At 35.6% G+C, this 19,961-nt stretch carries 13 protein-coding genes; 12 read left to right on the top strand and 1 reads right to left on the bottom strand.

Annotated features, from left to right (window positions below):
* Positions 1–38: 38 nt before the first annotated feature.
* The 4 genes from BO18_RS23875 to BO18_RS23860 are packed head-to-tail and all read left to right on the top strand — an operon-like array spanning position 39 to position 7,946.
* Positions 39–1,262 (top strand): hypothetical protein, encoded by a 1,224-nt coding sequence (locus BO18_RS23875; RefSeq protein WP_034450166.1) that lies wholly within the window; start codon positions 39–41, stop codon positions 1,260–1,262.
* Positions 1,249–3,168 (top strand): hypothetical protein, encoded by a 1,920-nt coding sequence (locus tag BO18_RS23870; protein WP_034450163.1) that lies wholly within the window; start codon positions 1,249–1,251, stop codon positions 3,166–3,168. The genes BO18_RS23875 and BO18_RS23870 overlap by 14 nt, the downstream gene beginning before the upstream one ends.
* Complete coding sequence (locus BO18_RS23865) at positions 3,153–6,020, top strand: SNF2-related protein (protein WP_034450162.1); 2,868 nt, start codon at positions 3,153–3,155, stop codon at positions 6,018–6,020. The genes BO18_RS23870 and BO18_RS23865 overlap by 16 nt, the downstream gene beginning before the upstream one ends.
* A gap of 51 nt (positions 6,021–6,071) precedes the next feature.
* Positions 6,072–7,946 (top strand): hypothetical protein, encoded by a 1,875-nt coding sequence (locus BO18_RS23860; protein WP_034450159.1) that lies wholly within the window; start codon positions 6,072–6,074, stop codon positions 7,944–7,946.
* A gap of 200 nt (positions 7,947–8,146) precedes the next feature.
* Here the strand turns inward: BO18_RS23860 and BO18_RS23855 are convergent, their stop codons facing one another.
* Positions 8,147–8,968, bottom strand: a complete 822-nt coding sequence (locus tag BO18_RS23855) for an MspI family type II restriction endonuclease (RefSeq protein ID WP_034450157.1) — start codon at positions 8,966–8,968, stop codon at positions 8,147–8,149.
* A 276-nt stretch (positions 8,969–9,244) separates the two neighbouring features.
* On the opposite strand from BO18_RS23855, the gene BO18_RS23850 reads away from it, so the two are divergent.
* From BO18_RS23850 to BO18_RS23815, 8 genes are all read left to right on the top strand, one after another.
* Positions 9,245–9,685: a very short patch repair endonuclease gene (locus BO18_RS23850; RefSeq protein ID WP_034450154.1), complete on the top strand. Its 441-nt coding sequence runs from the start codon at positions 9,245–9,247 to the stop codon at positions 9,683–9,685.
* Positions 9,686–9,750: 65 nt separating this feature from the next.
* Positions 9,751–9,930, top strand: coding sequence for a type II toxin -antitoxin system TacA 1-like antitoxin (locus BO18_RS23845; RefSeq protein WP_034450151.1), 180 nt, complete (start codon positions 9,751–9,753; stop codon positions 9,928–9,930).
* Entirely contained in the window at positions 9,923–11,335 is a 1,413-nt protein-coding gene (locus BO18_RS23840) for a DNA cytosine methyltransferase (protein ID WP_081861230.1), read from the top strand. Before BO18_RS23845 ends, BO18_RS23840 begins: the two co-directional genes overlap by 8 nt.
* A 12-nt stretch (positions 11,336–11,347) precedes the next feature.
* Positions 11,348–12,517 (top strand): MspI family type II restriction endonuclease, encoded by a 1,170-nt coding sequence (locus BO18_RS23835; protein ID WP_034450148.1) that lies wholly within the window; start codon positions 11,348–11,350, stop codon positions 12,515–12,517.
* Between the two features lie 101 nt (positions 12,518–12,618).
* Positions 12,619–14,094, top strand: a complete 1,476-nt coding sequence (locus BO18_RS23830; RefSeq protein ID WP_034450147.1) for an ATP-binding protein — start codon at positions 12,619–12,621, stop codon at positions 14,092–14,094.
* Positions 14,084–16,876, top strand: a complete 2,793-nt coding sequence (locus BO18_RS23825) for a Z1 domain-containing protein (protein WP_051689109.1) — start codon at positions 14,084–14,086, stop codon at positions 16,874–16,876. The genes BO18_RS23830 and BO18_RS23825 overlap by 11 nt, the downstream gene beginning before the upstream one ends.
* Entirely contained in the window at positions 16,873–17,790 is a 918-nt protein-coding gene (locus BO18_RS23820) for a PD-(D/E)XK motif protein (protein ID WP_034450144.1), read from the top strand. The genes BO18_RS23825 and BO18_RS23820 overlap by 4 nt, the downstream gene beginning before the upstream one ends.
* Complete coding sequence (locus BO18_RS23815) at positions 17,787–19,889, top strand: AIPR family protein (protein ID WP_034450142.1); 2,103 nt, start codon at positions 17,787–17,789, stop codon at positions 19,887–19,889. The genes BO18_RS23820 and BO18_RS23815 overlap by 4 nt, the downstream gene beginning before the upstream one ends.
* Positions 19,890–19,961 lie beyond the last annotated feature (72 nt).

The raw sequence follows: 19,961 nt of genomic DNA, 5'->3' as shown, positions 1-19,961 counted from the left end.
AAAAGTATAAAAATGCGATTTATTAAATAGCTTAAAATATGGATTACAATCAGATTTATTTTACAGAGTATGATGAAAAGATAGTGGGAGAATCTAAAAGAGATCCACTTGGATTACAACCCATATGGTCTTTTTTTGGTAGCAGAGTTATTAAGAATATCACGACTGTAAGCAATGATATTCGTGGCTTTAGAGAGGTTTTGCTGTGTCTTTCAATATGTGGAGAGTATCAGCAAATTCACGGAGGACTGCTCAAGGAATATATTCTCTTGTTTGAACAGTTATTTATCTATTCGATGATAGAAGTGAGAGATTCTGAGGGTATTATTGGCGGAGAAAATGGTGCTCGAAGATATTCAAAATCCAATAATCCTTACATTTCCGGAAATTCAAACGACGAAGTTGGGACGATATTAGCAAGTGAAATATCTCTTGGCTATTATGGCAGATACAAGACACCTTTGATGAATATGGGAATAATTGATCAAAGCAGTCATATAAAACCGTTGTCTGTAGATGTAAGGAGTCTATATGGTGATTATTATACAGAAGTGAGTCAATCGTTCAGTAGATTCGTTAGAAGACAGAATCGCCGTTGGAATCATTTTGATTCAAGCGGGCGTGAGGCATTGAGAAAAGCAGTCTGTGGCACTTTTCGAGAGCACGAGGAAACTTTTTGGCTGAAGAAACTCAAGAATTATGACGAAAGGGGAAGGAAAAAAGATGAACTGATGGAGGAGTGCTATAGACTTCTTCCGAGCAAGTTATCTGAATCAAATTATTCATCTTGGCTTGAATTCTACCGAAATCTTTATGAGACGACAAAGGATTCCAAGGTATTAGATGTTATAAATATTGAATTATACGTTGCTTGTGTTGAAAAAGTATTCTACGACATGCTTAATAGCAGAACAACACAGGATGTTTCGATTGATGATATTCATTATTTTAAAAGTTGTTATGATAATGCAAAAGGAATAACAATGATCAGTTCCCCAGATATGAACCTGCGTTTCCAAGAGCTGCTTAAGCAGTGTAATCCTTATGAAGATATCGTTCTTGGAGTGTATCAGTATCATAAGTATGTTAGCAAGCAGAAGAAAAGTTCTATGTGGCTGGAAATCGGCGAAGCGAATGACATTCATACTTTTACGCCAGATAAATTAGACGATAATTCAAACATGAAGAAAAGGAATTATTATGCTTCTCCGCTACAAAGCATAAAAGAGGGTTTTGTGGAGGCTAAGAATGGGCGATATTAAAACTGCAAATATCCTTAAATGTTTGAAGGAAGTATATGATAGATACTCAGAAGTAGAAAGCTTGGTGTTTACAACCTTTGATTTTGATCCAGATTTTTTTGCTAATCATATAGTTTCATATTTAATGGGGAATGAGCATGAAGGCATTACAAAAATAGGAGAACTAAATGCAGCAAATACATGGATAGAGAAAAACCATGTAAGTGTTTACTATGATATTTCCGGATTAAAGGCAAACGATAATACGATTCTCACGATTCCTGTGTACCCAGTAAAAGTTGTAACAGGCGTTTTTCACCCAAAGGTTATTGCAATTTGTGGCCGTTGTAGAAAGAACTCGAAAAGGATGGCTCACATGTTTGTGTCTTCTGCTAATCTGACGGTTAATGGTTATGGAAGAAATGTGGAGAGTTTTACAGCAATTGAAGTTACAACAAAACTGGTTGCAGAAAGCTTGAGTTCATTCTTAAAGGCACTGCGCAACACAAATAATCATCATGAAGCAAACCAGTTTAAAGAATTCATCAGTTTTTTGGATAATGGTCAGTTTATTGATAGTGATAAAGTTGAATTCTTTTGGAATTTGACTGGAAGGACAAGTAAAAAATTCTGGCTCGAAACTCGCTTGTCCAGTATTCCTGGCTATTGTTGTGAAGTTATTTCACCATATTTTGATGAAAACACTCTTCCGGAAAGAATAGACAACATTAAAACATACCAAACCAATCTATACCTATCTAAGGATAACGGAAGCTATAACATAAAAAAAAGCATTTATCAAAAGCTGCGGCAAAACGATAGGGTGAGATTTTATCAGCTGATTACTGATGAGAAAAGCTCCGAGAGATTTGTGCATGCCAAGTTGATAAAAAAAGGAAACTCTATCATTATTGGTTCTTATAACTTTACTGAAGCAGCACTTCGCGGTAAAAATGCGGAAGCAGCAATAATATTCAATAGAGTTAATTCTTGCTTTTTCCATTGTGATTTTTGTATTGACGAGTCTGCCTTTATTGATGATTCTGATAGTATTAACAATCAGGATACTGCTGTCTCCTCCTCGGGAGTGTTTGTTACTGTAACAGCTGATTGGAGTACTAAAAAGCTTACAGTTAACCTTATATCTGATGATATATCCAGTAAGAATTATGTAATCGCAATAGGCAGAAAAACAATAGATATTTCTAGTTCTATAATTGAGAGAGACATTTATGAAGCAAATATGGAAAATGAGCTGTTGATTAATAAACAGTTTGTTCTATATGAATCAGGAAAACAAATTTATATTGGTCGAATAAATGAATTTGGATGGGTTCAATGCCGACCAGAATTATCTTGTAAAGATCTCTATGAAGCATTGTCAGAGTGGTATCTTGCGAACGGGAAATCTAAAGATGATTTGCCTATTCAGTATGAGGTCCGTTCAATATCAGACGAGAATGATGTATATGCCGCAGCATCGATAAGAATGGATTCAGATAAAGATATCTTTGATAATTACTACTATATGTCTACTGCAATGAGAGGAATGCTTTCAGCGCTTGAAAACGCCAATGACAACCAAGAAAAATACCGGGTATTTTGGACCAGTCCCGGAAGTATGAAACGTCTTCTTAATTTTATAGAAAATGAAATGAACGATGAAACTGCTGAAGAAATCGACTATGCAAATCTTTGGATGATATTGCTCTATTTGGATGCTGCATATATAAAACTCCCAGATGAAATGAAGTCGTTCCCGAATTACCTTGATGAAAAAACACAGTTTCGTGTTCAACTAGATAACTGTATTACGAGATGCAAAAATGCACTGTATCAATTGTCCCAAAAGAAAAGAAAAATTGGGAAATTCCTTAAGTGGATAGAAAGTGAATTTGGTGTGGAGCAACTATGTTTGAAGAAATAAATATAGATAAAGTTAACAGCTTGATTTCTTTTGGAGGAAAAAACCAAGGAAAATTCAAAGGCAATGAGTATATTCCTCTTTTGCAAGTAAGAGGAGTTACTGCTCTATGCAAGATATTATCAACCCGAAAGTTTGCTTATCTTGCTGATGAGGTAGGCATGGGAAAAACATATCAGGCATTAGGTGTTGTATCTACACTATTGTCTGAACGCCCTGGAGCAAGAATCCTGATAATAGCTCCAAGTGAGAATGTTCAAAATAACTGGCGAAAAGAGATAAGCAGATTTAAAGCAAATAACCTGATGACCGATGCTAGTATTAATGAAAAAGCATATCAACGGCCTAAAGATTTCATAGTTGATTGTGTTAATAGAATCAATATAGATTACAATGTTTTCGTTCTCAGACTGACATCATTCTCTTCTGTTGCTGCAAATACCGTATATGGTGGAAGCGATGATGACAATTGCTTTAACCGAAAGTCGTTGAAAGATTCAATAGAATCAGTGACTCAACGGGATTATCCCTATCCACTCGAAAAGTATAAATATGATTCTACTGAAGCTGGGCAGATATGTGCTGAGGCGTTTAATAAGGTTACTCCAAGATTTGATCTGGTTGTAATTGATGAAGCTCAGAATGTCCGAAATTGGAATAATGCTACTGCATTTTTAAATGCTTGGCTTGGATATAGACGTTTTGAAACTAAGTCATCTTCAATAGCAACGAAGACTTTGCTTATGAGTGCTACTCCTGCACATCGAAATGTAGAAACACTAAAAAATCAGCTCAAATATTTTATTGCAGAGGATAAAATCCCGGAAAGACTATCGCATGATTATCTGGAAGAATTCATGATTCGAAGGTTGCGTACATATAAGAGTGAGAATAAGTATGAGTGCCGTTCTAATGTGGCTGATGATGTTGGAAAAGGGATTACAATTGAGCAACGCTTGTTCTTGGCCTTGATACAGAAAAAACTTGCTGACTATAAGATTAACAATAATGCCAATTACAAAATTGGTTTTTTGGAAACTTTTGAGAGTTTCGATCCAACAGAAGATGATCTTGGCGATGAAGATGGTAAAGATTTAAAGAAAATCAAAGAATTTGAAAATGGAAATTCTCATGAAAAAGATGAATATGGGCACGCTGTTGACAAAAAGATAATGCGCGATGTAGCCAAATCATACAGAAATGTTTTTAATGATGAAGATTTTCCTCCTCATCCAAAGCTAAATTATATGGAAAATATAATGGTTACCACATACAAAAGCGGGGAACCGGATGAAGATAATTGCCCGGATAAGTCTATTGTTTTTGTTAGAAGGATTGCGTCTGTCCAAGAGCTTCAGAAAAGATTGATAAAGAAGTATGAAGATCAAGTGGTTAAGTATTGGTCTCGAAAATTTAATATAAAAGATGGCAAGCTAAGGGATATTCAGGCAAGATTTGAACAAGATTACAACAAGACAGTTGGTTTTAAACAACCAGTAGATGATTTGGCGGATGATGCTGAAACCGACGATGAAAGCTATGATGCAGATACGCTAGAGACAAAGAGCCAATTGATTAAATGGCTTGCTCAAAAGAAAAGTGATAGAGGAACAACATTCAGCGCTGTTTCAAGATTTAAAAAATCATTGCAGAGAAATCGTAGCAACTTTGAGTTCTTTGAAGAAAACTACTTAAGGACGTTATTTGAAGCTCAAAGAAAAGCAGGTATAACTACGAGAAGTTTTACGCAGTTCGTAAATCATCTGGTTGATGATCGGATGGTTAACGAAGTTGCAAGATACATTGCTGCCAGGCCCGAATTATATTACCGCAAAGCTCCGGATAACAAAGGAAACAAGTATAGTAGAAGCAATCTGCTTGTGTTATGTTGCTATGTAGCTATCAGAATAATAAATACCAATCTGGCAAGTCAGATTTTCGAATACTATAAGATAAACGAACCAACGCTTGATAGTATTCCAAATCCAATTGTAAAGAAGAAAATGATAAGGGATATTCTTAAAGGTACTTCAGTATGGAATAAGATTATAGAGAACAACGATGTGTTGATTGATGAAGCATTATCTTATGATTTATTCGTCAAACGCGAAATGATGAAAAAATGCATCCAAAAGTATTTGTTATTGAGCGATGCTGTGCTTGAGATTCTTTACAGTTATTGCAGCATTGATCGTAATAGTTCATCGAGTGATGCGATAAGCTTATTTTTCAGAAATAATTGGAATAGAAAGACTGAAATATCCGTCAGAATTAGACAGTTTATCAATAATTACGAGTTAGTTCACTCACAGTTGTTTAGTGATATTACGGATAAGCTGGATATAACATATGACCCGCGCTTTCTAAATGATCAACGATGGGTAGTTGGTGCTATGGGTGGCACAGACAATAGTGCTATCATATCCCGCTTTAACACACCGTTTTTCCCAGATATTATTGTTTGTACAGATGTTATGAAGGAAGGCATTAATCTGCATTTGTTCTGTAATAAGGTTTTCCATTACGGACTAGCATGGACTCCTGGAGATTTGGAACAACGAGTTGGACGTGTTGACAGGTATTTCAGCAAAACATTCAGAGCTCGTTCCGATAATAAGGATATGAAAGTGGAGATTACTTATCCTTATATGGGGAAAACTATAGATGAGCATCAGTTAAAGAAAGTTCTGGGATTTAAGATAGCGGTAGATCCATTGCTGGACTACACAACAACTAAAAACATTGATGTAGATTCGCTTGAGTCAACATCAGTCGAAGAGTTAGCATCTTTTGTTCCGGATGAAAGTTGTATGACAAATACACCGTATTCAGGGAAACGATATTGGGACGGCTAAATTGGTTAATTTGCTTACAATAATAAGAAAAAGTGACAGGAGTAAATGATTATGTCAGGCACGAAACGCAAGCCCAGAAAAACAGATCCTAAGCTCTTAAAGACCTTCTCTGAATATAATACCTTCCAAGGGTATTATAAGATTACTCCTGTCAATAATGAACAAAACCTTGATTGGGTGTTCAATAAATGCGTGTTATATGTCACCGGATGGCTGAAAGACCGAATTAGTCGCAACAGCCAATTTGATAAGTCCGAAACACAGTTTCTTAAGGAATATCCTGATCTGAAAGATCCGGATGCAGATAACTTTGATGTCTTTGCCAAAGAAGACATGCATCTGAACCGTGCCAAGAAGCAATTTGACATCAGTATGCTTGCCATGAAAGAGTTTGGCGAATGGACCATAAGGATAAGAGAACCCAATAACCAGATAGAAACAAAGCATCTGGATCGTCTGTTTACCACAGATGTGGCTTTAAACCTGACAGAGGATTATGTTTATTTGGCCGTAAGGACAAAATGCAAGGAAAGCAATCACTATGGAAAGAAGGCAGCTCCTTTCAGACCGGCATTCTTACCTATGATATTCAAAGATAACAGATTCATAGTTTCCGAAGGTAGTATTGCTTCTCATGATTATCAGATCAATATGAAGAAGATGAGTATAAACAGAAGCGGCAACAGAAGAAAAGACGACTATGAGTTCATCAAGATCATAAACGATCCTGAGAGGCAGATGCCTGTGATATTCTGTCCTGCTTATGTTGATGAGAGTGATGAGAAGAATTCATTCAGAGTCAATAAACTTGCACAGCATATGGCAGGATTGGCTTATGTAGTTACAGATGAACCTCGTAATGGTTACAAAGATCTGTTTGGGGAGAGAATGAGTGATCTGTTAAAGAAGATCCTCATTACTCCCAAAGACTCTCTGGCTACAATAAAGACTAATTATCTGTGTATTAATCCGTTATCTGACACAGGCAAAGCATATGAATGGTTCAAAACCGATCCTGCGGTTGATACATCATCTTCCCGTGAGAAGGTGATTAGGAAAGAAATCGGACAGGTTGAGAAACATGTTGAATCACGTCTTCTTCAAATGAACGATAACGGTTCTGAGCCTGATATCGTTTATGGAGATGTACTGTTCTATTCCAATCTCTGGGATGCCTATATCAATAAAACAGACAGTAAACTACTAGATAAACTTAACAGTCAGCTTGAAGATGCAAAAACCGAGATCAAAAGACTGAAAGAGAATAAGGAAGAAGACTTCGAGCAAAGGCTCGACGAAATTATCGAGGAAGTTCAGGCTAAAGCAAAGAAACAGTTTGAAAAAGAGAAGGAAGCCGATGCTGCACGCTTTAAGGAGCAGATGAGGAAGAAGGATGCCGATATTGCTGAACAAAAAGAAAAGGCAGAACAGTTAGAGAAAGAAAAAGCAAAGCTTGAGGAAAAACTCCGTAAGAGTTACGACTATCAGCTTGATAACCAAGAGCAAAAGTATCTACTAGCATTCTTATCCAAGCCGTACAAAGGAAGAGCTCTTGATCAGTGGGTTCAGGATAACATGAGTAAATACATAGTCATGCATAAGAAGGGAATAGATTCCTATAAGGTTTTCCAATATCCCAAAGAAGATGTTTTAAGAAATGCTTTTATCCTACTATATGCATTTGAGATGAACTTCTGCGGAGAGATGACCGATGAACTGTATTCAAAGATCAAGGCAGACAAATTACTGTCAGGTTTTGACATATCAAGCAGTGGGGAGGATGCCAAGAAACTTCCCGTAGACGGACATACTGCTGACTGGCATGTTGTGTATTCAGAACACAGTTCAGATATGTTCAGGATATACTATTATCGTGACGAGGCTACTGGAAAGGTTACTGTAGTGCATATAGGGAAGCATATATAATTTTCTTTTAAGGAAGCTTTGAAAAAACGTAATATAAAATGCTGGTAAATGTGCTTCCACTCCTAAAACATGTTATTTCGCGGATCCGAATTTGTCGACAATTATCTAAAACTCTGAGTTTTACCAAATCTGTTGATTCAATAACTGTAAGAGAGATTACAAGTGAATTTTACCTGAATGCAGGAGTGTAATTATGCCTATTATCCCTTGAACTGTATTTTTTTGCCCTTCGAATTTGTGGCATACGTCCATGATAATCCTGTGCCAAATCCTCCTTTTTTGCGTTTCCCATTTTTGCTGTACATTATCTTATTTATATATTCTTCAGTTGAAAACAAATAAATATCTTTAATACATTCTTGATTATCAAGTTGATATTTAAGTAGAAAATCAGGATATCTTTCATCTGAAGGAGTCTCTGCTGTAGTTCCTGTTATAACCCAACGAACAAAGTCTCTACTAATTGGAGAAAGATGATCCGATAATTCTTTTTTTTCTTCTGTTGAAAAATTCTTAGCAGAACCTTCTTCCTGATGCTTTTTTAATAGTGTTTCCAATATGCTATCTGTTATGCCAACTTCCTCAACTATAGTTTTAACATCAAATTCTGCCATAGCGACTTTAGTTGCTGAGGTTTGTTTTATGCTTATTGGTACCAGGTAATCAAATTCTTGATTAGAAGAGGTTAAAACAGCAACGGTTACATCTGTTTTAGAGTAACCGCCAGTGTGCCGATGTTTTTTTAGTGTAGAAGCTTTTAGAGAAACAAAATTTGGATTTCTTCCTATTTTACATTCAATTTTCTTAATTACTTCAAAAAATAAATAGAAGACTTGCTCATCTGATTTAGAAGAATCAAGAGTACTATTTTTTGCTTTTTCTAATAGATGTTTGTTATTAAGTATTTCTACAGTATATGCTTCGAACGCATCACCAAGTGCATCGTAGTTTATGCCTTTTTTCAGATTAGTGACACGATATTCATTAAACAATCTGCAAAGCAGTTCTGTATTATGATACATACAAGTTTACCTCGCTAAAAGTGCACAGCTACCCTGCTCCTATATATTAACGATTATATGGAGTAAACTATGATAGTTCAATGATTTAACTGTTTCAGTTCATGAAAAGCATCAGGAACAGTAACTTTACAGTAGAAATAACAGACAATATATGCACGACAATAACGCAATAACAGTCGTTTGTCCCATTATTGTATTGGATAAACTGGTATAATTTACACAAACAGAAATAACAACTAGAGATGTATAGCTTTTATATTTTTGAGGTGATAGTGCTTGTCAGATATTCTTACCCCGGAACAAAGAACAAAGAATATGAGAAGTATTCACAGTAAAGATACTTCTATTGAAATATGCTTGCGAAAAGCTCTGTGGGAAAAGGGATATAGGTATCGAAAGAATTACAAATTAATTCCAGGTTCGCCGGATATTGCTATAACAAAATACAGAATAGCTGTATTTTGTGACAGTGAATTCTTCCATGGGAAAGACTGGGATGAACTAAAGGAACGTTTAGAAAAAAGTGAACGTGGCGAGTATTGGATAAAGAAGATCAGTAAAAATATTGAACGAGATAGACGAGTGGATTTGGAGCTGGCCAGACTTGGCTGGCAAGTTGTCAGGTTTTGGGGTAAGGAAATAAAAACAAATACTGAAAAATGTGTTTCTGTTATAGAAGATGCGATTATAGAATCTATTGTCAATAATATGGAATAAGATTGCCGGACAAATGATTGACAATGCACTGCATTTTGCATACACTTATCGTGGAGGTATTGCATATGAAAAAAACTACATCCATAAGCATACGAGTAAGCGAAGAAGAATTGGATATATTTAAGAGAGCTGCAAGGCTTGAATCTTATGCCACATATACTGAGTTTGTTAGAAGAACAGCTCTTATTGAGGCTTCTAGGATAATAAAAGAATCCGAGGAAGGAAGGGGAATTTCACATGAATGATAGCTTAATCAAGAGAATGAAAGAAGAAAAATTCTCACTTGTGAGCATAGATCTATTTTCTGGCCCGGGTGGATTATGTACTGGTTTTAAGTGGGCAGGAATACTTCCTCTTATTGCTGTTGAGTGGACAGATACAACGGTAGAAACATATTCTGTAAGTCACAATGCTGAAGTTCTGCATTTATCACAATATGCAACTGAACACGGCTTAGATAAGGCTTATCTTAATTCTTTTATGAAAGAGAGTACGAGAACCCTGCTCATTCATGGAGATATCAATTTAGTTGGTAGCGAAATGATAGTTAAGTTGTTGAAGTCGAGGTATGGTATCGACAGCAAGAAAGAAACTGTTGATATTGTGTCTGGCGGAGCACCCTGTGAGAGCTTTAGTTTGGCTGGCACCAGGACTCTTGGCGATGAAAGAGATGATTTGTTCAGTAACATAGTCCGAATAGCAAGAGCTGTTAAAACAAAAGCAATTCTGTTTGAAAATGTTAAAGGCATGTTTTCCAAACGTGATTCAAATGGAAAGAAGGGCGCAATTTTCGAATATATCTGTGATACGTTTGAGGACCCTAAAGCAGAAGTCAGTTATAAACTGGCTTCAAGAAACCAGGATGAAATTCTACTGAAAGCGTGTGATTATGGTGTGCCGCAGGTGAGAGAAAGATTATTTCTGGTCGGAATACGACGTGATTTGAAGGATGTTTATTTTTCTTACCCGGAAAAAAAGTATGGTCCTGACAGACAGTATCCTTATGTAACAGTTGAAGATGCTATTTCCGATCTTCCACAGGTTGATATGGGAGAAGGAGGAGATGTAATCACATATAAAGGCATTAAGAAGTATAAAACAGATAATCAGAAACGGTTTGTATCAATAGTTCGTGGAGAGTATGATGCTGAAGGAATTCATTCGATATTTCCTAAACATTTAATTGACAATAAAGTTGCTTCCAAGGAAACGGTGTCAGTTCATAAGGGCCCAGGACATGTTAAGCGCAAGCAAGAGCTGTTGGCTCTAATTCCTGAAAGAAGCACAATGAGAGACACGTATCAGAAACTTGAAGAAAACGGAGAACTTGATAAGTACCGTTCTTTGTTCCCGAACGTTATTTATGGTAGCCGAAACCGCAGATTGCTTTGGGATGAGCCTAGTTTTACTGTTACATCACACTGTTTGGATGAAATGCTTCATCCTAAGTTAAATAGAGCTATAACCCCAAGAGAAGCAGCGCGTTTGCAGAGTTTCCCGGATTGGTACTATTTTGCAGGACCATATGTCCAGTTCCACGGAGATAAAGAACAAGACAAGTACGAGCAGATAGGCGATGCTATACCGCCGCTACTTGCCAATGCTATGGCCTGTCAATTCGTAAAGTGTTTACCCTCACATCTTAAATAGGAGCAGACTATAATGGATAAAGGCAATGCTGACAAATCTGAACATGGAATGAATGGCATTTCTTCTATGGAACAGATGTTGGATTCTCTGTTGTCAATGGATTATATTATATTCTTTAACAAGGGATACAGAGTTGGAGATCCGAATTATGAAGAAAAGCAGTTTTATTTTCAGTATTTGATTGAGTTTACAAATAATGAACAATGGATTCTACACCATACTACCAGTATTAGAGATAGAATTCTTGAGCAACAGTGGCAAAGTGAACATATTAAACGGCTAAACCATCGTGTTAGTAAAGCGTATGTGGTTGTACCAGATGAAATGAGTGAACGCGAAAAGCGTAATGCCGAGAACTATAATTCTAAGATTGAAACTAAGAAAATATATTCTGCTTTAGATGGTGTATATAATTTTTCTAAGATGTATCAGACTATAGAACATAAAGCGGCAAGTCTTATGGAAAATGGACAAGCAAAGGCGAAAATGGGACTGCATTTTGAAACAAAACTGGTAGATTGCCTTAATAATGTTCAAAATATGGAACGTTGGAATCATACATCTAACACGAAGGTTGGATATTTATATTCGCTTTATTGTAATGTAATGAACAAATTTGGAGTTAGACCCCAAGAGTTACTGAGTGTATCGGCGACCTCTGATATTCCTAAATTACCTTCGGGCGGCAATCCAAAAACTGACGTCTTAGCAACAATAGAAACTACAAATGGCAGTTATGATTTTACTATTAGTTGTAAAAGAAGTACCGCAGATATAGTTACAATCCACGAATATACTGCCTATTCATTTTCCAAAATACTTAATCCTGATGATGCTGAATTGTTAGACCTGTTAATTGAATTTCAGACAGTTGGTGGAGTGAACTCAATGACTAAAGAAAGTTCAGACAGGCTTAGTGAAAAAATGAAAGTGTATAGTGATAGTTTGTGTGAATGGGCATTGGCTGGTGTTGGAGGAGAAGGAGATCCGAAGATACAGTGGGCTACGCATATTATTACTGTAAATGAAGAAAAGAATGAGTACTCAATCAGTACGATTGACGAATATTTATCTAGAATAAAAAAATCAGGAATAAAGGGACAGTTTGAAACGCCGTTTCAATGGACTTATCCTTCAGGCGGTAAGGGTAAGCGGATTCAATTAAAGATGAAGATGATATGATGGCATTTTAAAAATTTAATTAATTATCTTATGCGTTCCGCTATATACGAGAACAAGGGTATATAATATTTTTGGCATCTATCTTTAGGAGGCCTCTTCTAATGTCAAAGGAACGATCTAACCCACCTAAAGCAAATATCCTAATGGAATCTATGCGTTCTATGGGATATACGTTTGAGTCTGCTATAGCTGATGTTATAGATAATAGTATAGGAGCCGGAGCTCACAATGTAACACTGCTGTTTCCTACTGTGCCTGAGAAATGTTTCGTGGCAATTTGCGATGATGGAAGAGGAATGGATTCGGATTCTCTTTTTGAAGCTATGCGTTACGGAAGTGAGGCTCCTTCGAATAGACGTTCGCAAGAAGATTTGGGTAGATTTGGCATTGGATTAAAGTCAGCATCCTTATCTCAATGCCGAAAACTAACTGTAATTAGCAAAAAGGACGGTATCTTATCTGCTTTTGTTTGGGATTTAAAACTAATAACTTGTGATGATTGGAAAATGCTCGAGTTGGATTATAACGAAATTCAAGCAATCGATATTGTTAAATGGCTTAGTGATTATGATAACGGAACAATAGTTTTATGGGAAGATTTTGATGTTATTCAACGAACTACTGGCGATGTGTTTTCAACTTTAGATTCTTACAAATCTTCATGTTCAGAATATCTTTCCTTGATTTTCCACAGATACATAAACGAGAATGAGGTTGTTTTTAAAATAAATGATTATAAATTAAAGGGATTAGATCCTTTCCTTGAAAAACACCCAAAGACAACAATAAGAAAAAGAATAGAATTGCCTATAACCAATTCCCATGGAGAAGAGGTAAAGATTAGCGTAACACCATACATTCTTCCGTTCTACAAAGATATGAGCAAGAAGGATATAGAATTAGTTGGTGGATACGAGAAAATGCGAACTAAACAAGGGTTCTATATATATAGAAATAAGAGGTTGATTATTCATGGAACTTGGTTTGGAAGTGCTCCCAAAAACGAATTAACTAAGAATGCGCGCATTAAAGTTGACATACCTAATTCTGTTGATGATATTTGGAGCATTGATATTCGCAAACAACACGCGGCCATACCAAAGGTAGTAGCAAATCAATTGCGAAAAGCTGTGGATGAAGCTATGGGGATAGCAATAAAGAGTCAAAAGCATCGAGGAAGAATTGAAAATGTAGATGATGATTATACATATATCTGGAATCGGATGGATGTTCGAGGCAAGTATATTTATAGAATAAATCGTGATTCAGCAGCATTTGATTTTCTGAAGGATATCGAAGTTGATAGTGAACTATCAGCACGAATAGATATGATGATAAAACAAATTGAAGATTCCATTCCGTATCAGCAAATCTATATAGACATGTCTTCGAATAACATTGCCCAAGAAGATGAGAAAGAACGGTCAAAAGAAATACTTGCTGACGCTAGATATTTAGTTAGTCTTCAAAAAAGCATCGCTCCAAATAATGTCAAGGCTTTTATTCAACTGTTATTTCAAAAGGAACCATATTGTAAATATATTGAATTAAAGGAGATTGTAGAGAATGAATATTGAACGTGTAACAACTGTAGTTAACATAATAGACTCAATGTATGATTTTAATAAACAAATTAATCCTGATATAGATGAGTCCTTTCTCGATAATTTAATTGAACAGTATATTAACAATCCTAAATTTCCTTTGTCAGAGGAAGAAAAAAAGAGAGTAATAGCAATGGCTAAGTATGATTGCATTGCTAAACATGATGATGGAAAATGTCTGACTGATGATTACGAGCATGAAGAATGGTATACAAAACTACTTGACGAAGATAATTCGTATGATGAATTCTTCTGGAATAGATATAGAGAGTATCTCAAGAGTAATCCAAAATCCGGATTAACCATGCCGGCGATAAACAGACTTGATTTTGGAACATTGCGAGACTTGATGAATCTTTTAGGAAATCCTAGAAGTGAAAATAGTTTTTTCAGAAAGGGTTTAATTATTGGTGATGTTCAGTCAGGTAAAACATCAACATATATTGGTTATATTTGTAAAGCAGCCGATGCGGGATATAAAGTAATCGTATTATTAGCAGGAACCACTGAAAGTTTGAGATGGCAAACTCAAAAAAGAGTTGAAGAAGGTTTTGTTGGCTTTGACATTACTGCTAATGAAAATGGCCATTCTGCAAGAGTTGGTGTTGGATTAGATGGCAAGCCCTTGCAGGTAACTGCAATGACTTCCCGTGATGATGATTTTGTTGGTAACAAGAATAAAATTATGACATCATTAGAGAATAATCGGGTCGTTTTATGTATTGTAAAAAAGAATGCTACGGTATTAGATAAGCTGATAGATTGGCTGAAAACATCCAACATAGATGAGAGTATTGGCAAAATTCCTTTTCCTATGTTATTGATAGATGACGAAGCCGATAACGCTTCTATCAACACTCGGAAGGATGCAGATAATCCGACGAAGATAAATGATTCTATAAGAAAGCTTCTTGATCTGTTCGTACAAAGAACTTATGTTGGTTTCACCGCAACTCCTTTTGCAAATGTCTTTATAGACCCAGATGCAAATGATATTTTCCCGGAGAATTTTATTTATGTTTTGCCGACACCTGATGCATATATTGGTGCTTCAAAGATTTTTTATGATGACGGACAGTATCACTCAGCTCTAAGATATATTACTGATGCTGGAATGGTTGAGAAAGATGGGTTCCCGTTTTATGCAAAACACAAAAGAGATTGGAAAGGCGCATTTCCCAATAGCCTTACGGATGCAATCTATACGTTCTTATTAGCAAATGCAATAAGAGATTTACGCGGTGACAATAAAGAGCCTAGAGGCATGTTGATACACATGTCACGTTTTATTCCTGTGCATAAGTACATTCAGGAATATGTAACACAAGAATTTCAAAAGATTTATAGAAAAATACAGTTTGATTTACCAAGTGATAAGAATACAAGACAGATTTTTGAGATTAAAAAACTTTACCAGATGTGGGAGGAAAACTATTCAGAACTCGAGTTCACTTGGGATCAGGTCTGTGATATTTTGCTCGAATCTATTGAGAATATTCAGATATTAGTTATAAACAGCGATAAAGATGCTGATAAACTTGATTATGACAAGAATAAAGATTTGAGGGCTATTGTTATTGGCGGTCCTGCTATTTCCAGAGGTATAACAATCGAAGGCCTTGTGGTTAGCTATTTCTTTAGAAATACTGCTACATTTGATGTGCTTATGCAAATGGGACGTTGGTTTGGATACAGACCCAATTATGAAGATATTTTTAGGGTTTGGGTTGGTGAGAAAAGCGTTGAATGGTATGTTGAAATAGCCCAGTCGGTTGAAATTCTTAAGCGTGATCTGAATTCTATGATTGAGAATCATAAGTCGCCTAGAGAATTTGGAGTTAGGGTTAAAAATGATAGTGAAGAATTGAAAATCACAGCTTCTAATAAAATGCGGACTGCGGAGATGTATATAGATAACTTCTCTTATTTTGGTAGCTTTTTTGAAACTCACTATTTGTTATCTGATTATGAGAAAAACCAAAAGAATTGGTCATCGGTATTGGATTTGATAAGAGCAAACATAGGCGAACAAAGAAAAATGCCTGACCAAAAAGAATTTGTTCTCAGAAATGTTCCTAAGGCTGAGATTATTAAGTTGATGTCTTCTCTGCAAATTGAACCGAGCAATGACTACTTTAACCCCAAGAATTACCGAGATTTCTTAGAAAGGAGTTCAATTAGTGGCTTAGAAAAATGGAATGTTGTAATAGCTAACGGACAAAAAACAAATCCTGTTATTCCGAATGGGAAAACTGAGTTCGGTGAAGATATATATTCAGTGTTGAGAAGTTCTAGAATAGATGGCGATGACAGAATAGTAGTCGGCAATAACGGTAAGTTAACGGTTCCCTCAGATGGCTTATTGGGACTTGATGAATCTACAGTCTTGCGTGAAGAAATGGATGCAGCAAAAGCAAAGTTTAAAGATGAGTATTTGAAAAAGAAAAAAGCAGAGTTTACAAAAGATAAGGATTCTGATTTCCCAGCAACGGTATGGTACAAGTATATAACAAATAGAGAACCGACATTAATTGTTTATTATCTAAAGATAAATGCTCATAAAAACTGCGGTAATAATGATTTGAAGGCAAGATCTGAGGCCGTGTTTAATGAGCATGAATTAGGGTGGATTGGATTTGCGGTTGGTATTCCCAATTGTGGTTCATCGAGTGAAGAGCATATCTTTTATGTGTCAAAAGATTGGAAAGGTAATAACATTGATGAATATGATGTAGAGGAGAATTACGAAGAATGAAAACTGATTTTACTTCTCGATTTGCAGGGTTTAACAAGCCAGGTTATTTTGTAAAGGCACAACCCGATAATGATGTTGAATGGTATATAGGCATGGACGATGACGGAAATAAATGCCTTAAATACAGGGGGGTATTTGAGCCGGCAAGTGTTCATTCAACCAAATTTGTTAAAGTAAAACAGTATGTGAAAGAGATTAAGACAATTACCTTTTCCCTTTTAGATAATAACTACTGTTATCAGTATTACATTTTTTGTGAAGACATGGTTGAATCAACCATTGGAATACAGAATGAACAAATGCGCTATGATGCAATTGTTTCTGTGTTTTATAAATGGATGAAGATGTTTCAGAAGACTGGTTCGGATATTCTTTCTGAAGAAAAAATCCGTGGCCTTATGGCCGAGATTTATTTCTTAAAGGAATATGTGATTCCAACTTATGGTAAACACGATGCAGTTCAAAGCTGGTCGGGACAAGAACTTACACATAAAGATTTCTCTATTAGAGATACTTGGTATGAAATAAAATCAGTATTAAAGGGTAAACCGAGTGTTCATATATCATCTTTAGAACAATTAGACAGTAATGTTGAGGGGTATTTGGTGGTTTACTATTTTGAAAAAATGAGCACTGCTAGTAACGGTCAAAATTTGAATGAGTTGGTAAAAAGCGTACTTGATGTATTGGATTCGGAACTTGATAAAGATATTTTCTATGAAGAGGTTACAAAGCAGGGTTTTTCTTTCGATGAGCGTTATGAAGAATTCAAATATATAATAAGCAATCGAAATTCTTATATCGTGAGCGGTGATTTTCCTCGATTAACCAGAAGTAATATAGATGTCAATATTGATAAAGTAGAGTATTCGATTAATCTTTTAGGATTGGAGCCTTATAGGAGCGAACTGTGAATATTGACGAGTTCAGAAAAGAGTTTATAGATGAATTAAGAGTTGACGCATCAATTAATCAAACCGATACGGAAGATGCGTTTATTGAAAAATCACTTGGAATCCTTGTTAATTACAACGAAATTCAAGATCTAACACAATACTATTATATTAAGCAACGTAGCAATCGCTCCTATATGGAAATATACGGCTATGGATATGATGAAGCTGACAGTTCTTTGATATTGTTAATAAGTGATTTTAAAGACGATTATAACCCAACAAATCTCGGAAAGAGCCAAATAGATCAGCTTTACAAACGAATGATTAATTTTCTCCAAGAGGTTTATTTTGGAGATATCACAAATTATTGTGATGATTCAGATGAAATTATCAATATAGCAAAAGATATAAGGAAAAAAACAGGAGAAAACATATATTCAAGTAGTATCCTTAAATACAAATTTATTATTATTACGAATGCAAAACTGAGTGGTACGGTTAAGCGACTCAATCAGGAAGACTTTAACGATCGTCCTGCTGAACTATCAATATGGACGATTGAAAGATATTATGAAGCTTTGAATAGTGAAAGGTCTGAAGTAGTCTATATTGATACTAATACATTTAATGTTGATGGAATTCCTTTCCTTAAGGAAGAAACACCGGAAACTCTTGATTATGATGCTTATTTAACTATTGTTCCAGGAAAGTTTTTAGCTGATATTTATATAAAATATGGAAGCCGACTGTTAGAAGGAAATGTAAGAGCATTTTTGAGCGCAAAAGGAAAAGTCAATTCAGGCATTCGAAATTCTATTATTCAAGAACCAACAAAATTTTTTACATATAATAATGGAATTGCTGCAACCGCAAATTCAATTGCTGTTGATGAAAAAGCAAAGAGGATTACAGGTATTGATAATCTTCAGATTATAAATGGTGGCCAAACTACAGCATCTTTAGCAAATGCTGTCATTCGTAAAGATAATGTTGAATTGTCTGGTATTTATGTCGCAATGAAATTGACGGTTATTAAGACTGGCAGAGATACAGAGGAGAAAGAAGAGATTTACAATCAACTAGTTGAACGTATTTCTAAATGTGCCAATTGTCAGAATCCTGTTAAGGAAGCAGATTTCTTCTCTAATAGTCCGTTTCACGTTGCTATGGAAAGAATATCAAAAAAGTGTATAGCACCACCAGTAAATGGCTCTCCATATTCTACTCTTTGGTATTATGAGCGGTCGAGAGGAAAATACGATCAAGAACAGTTTAAAATGAAACCTTCTGAAAAGGAAAAGTTCAAGAATAAATATCCTAAAAATCAGAAAATCACCAAAGAAGATTTAGCTAAATATGTAACGGTATTGGATTGTCAGCCTCATTTAGTTGTTTATGGAGCTTCTAAAATGATGTCTTCCTTTGGAGAGAAGATAGAAAAAGAATACGAAACACATAGAGAAATATTCAATGAACACTATTATCAAAGGGTTGTCTGTGGAGCAATTATTTATAAATCTACTGATAGGCTAGTAAATATACAACCCTGGTATCCCAAAGGTGGTAATAAAGCCCAAATCGTTCCCTATACTATATCAAAGATAATATCTCTTATTCCTTCTGGATTTACTCTGGATTTTAACAGAATTTGGAAGAATCAATCACTCTATCCGTCATTTGTCAGGCAAATTGAAATTGTTTCCAAAATTGCTCACGAGTTTCTTTTAGATAGTAATGGAATAATTGTTAGAGATTATGCCCGGGACTCTAAAACGTGGGAACGTTTTAAGGCTATTAAAATGAAACTGACAGACGAGTTTATTTCAGATTTATATTCTGAAGATCTTGAAAAGGAAATAGAGAAATCTGCTCGCAAAGATCAAAAAGAGACAAATATGATAATGGCTGAAGTTGCAGTAGCTGAATTAGGTTCACCCTATTGGCGCAATTTAATATCTCAAGCGAAGCAAAAGGGACTATTAAGTGCAAAAGATGAGAGTATATTGATGTCTGCAACGAAGATGGATGCTTCATATCCCAAATATCCGACTTCTTCCCAAGCAAAAAACATAATGCAGATTAGAGCAAGGCTCGGAAATGAAGGAATAATTATCTAGCGTGTCTGAATGAGTTAGTTTTATATCCAATTAGTGTATAGTTGGTTGTATCTCATTATATGGAGGATTTGG

The organism is Butyrivibrio sp. AE2032 (assembly GCF_000702965.1).
The sequence above is the reverse complement of the archived record's forward strand: the minus strand, read 5'-3'. Positions and strand labels throughout refer to the sequence as shown.

Bases quoted from the DNA above. Each gene is read 5' to 3' on its own strand.
- BO18_RS23845 (WP_034450151.1), top strand. From the start codon at position 9,751: ATGAAAAAAACTACATCCATAAGCATACGAGTAAGCGAAGAAGAATTG.
- BO18_RS23835 (WP_034450148.1), top strand. From the start codon at position 11,348: ATGGATAAAGGCAATGCTGACAAATCTGAACATGGAATGAATGGCATT.
- BO18_RS23855 (WP_034450157.1), bottom strand. From the start codon at position 8,968: ATGTATCATAATACAGAACTGCTTTGCAGATTGTTTAATGAATATCGT.
- BO18_RS23865 (WP_034450162.1), top strand. From the start codon at position 3,153: ATGTTTGAAGAAATAAATATAGATAAAGTTAACAGCTTGATTTCTTTT.
- BO18_RS23875 (WP_034450166.1), top strand. From the start codon at position 39: ATGGATTACAATCAGATTTATTTTACAGAGTATGATGAAAAGATAGTG.
- BO18_RS23830 (WP_034450147.1), top strand. From the start codon at position 12,619: ATGTCAAAGGAACGATCTAACCCACCTAAAGCAAATATCCTAATGGAA.
- BO18_RS23860 (WP_034450159.1), top strand. From the start codon at position 6,072: ATGTCAGGCACGAAACGCAAGCCCAGAAAAACAGATCCTAAGCTCTTA.
- BO18_RS23825 (WP_051689109.1), top strand. From the start codon at position 14,084: ATGAATATTGAACGTGTAACAACTGTAGTTAACATAATAGACTCAATG.
- BO18_RS23820 (WP_034450144.1), top strand. From the start codon at position 16,873: ATGAAAACTGATTTTACTTCTCGATTTGCAGGGTTTAACAAGCCAGGT.
- BO18_RS23870 (WP_034450163.1), top strand. From the start codon at position 1,249: ATGGGCGATATTAAAACTGCAAATATCCTTAAATGTTTGAAGGAAGTA.
- BO18_RS23840 (WP_081861230.1), top strand. From the start codon at position 9,923: ATGAATGATAGCTTAATCAAGAGAATGAAAGAAGAAAAATTCTCACTT.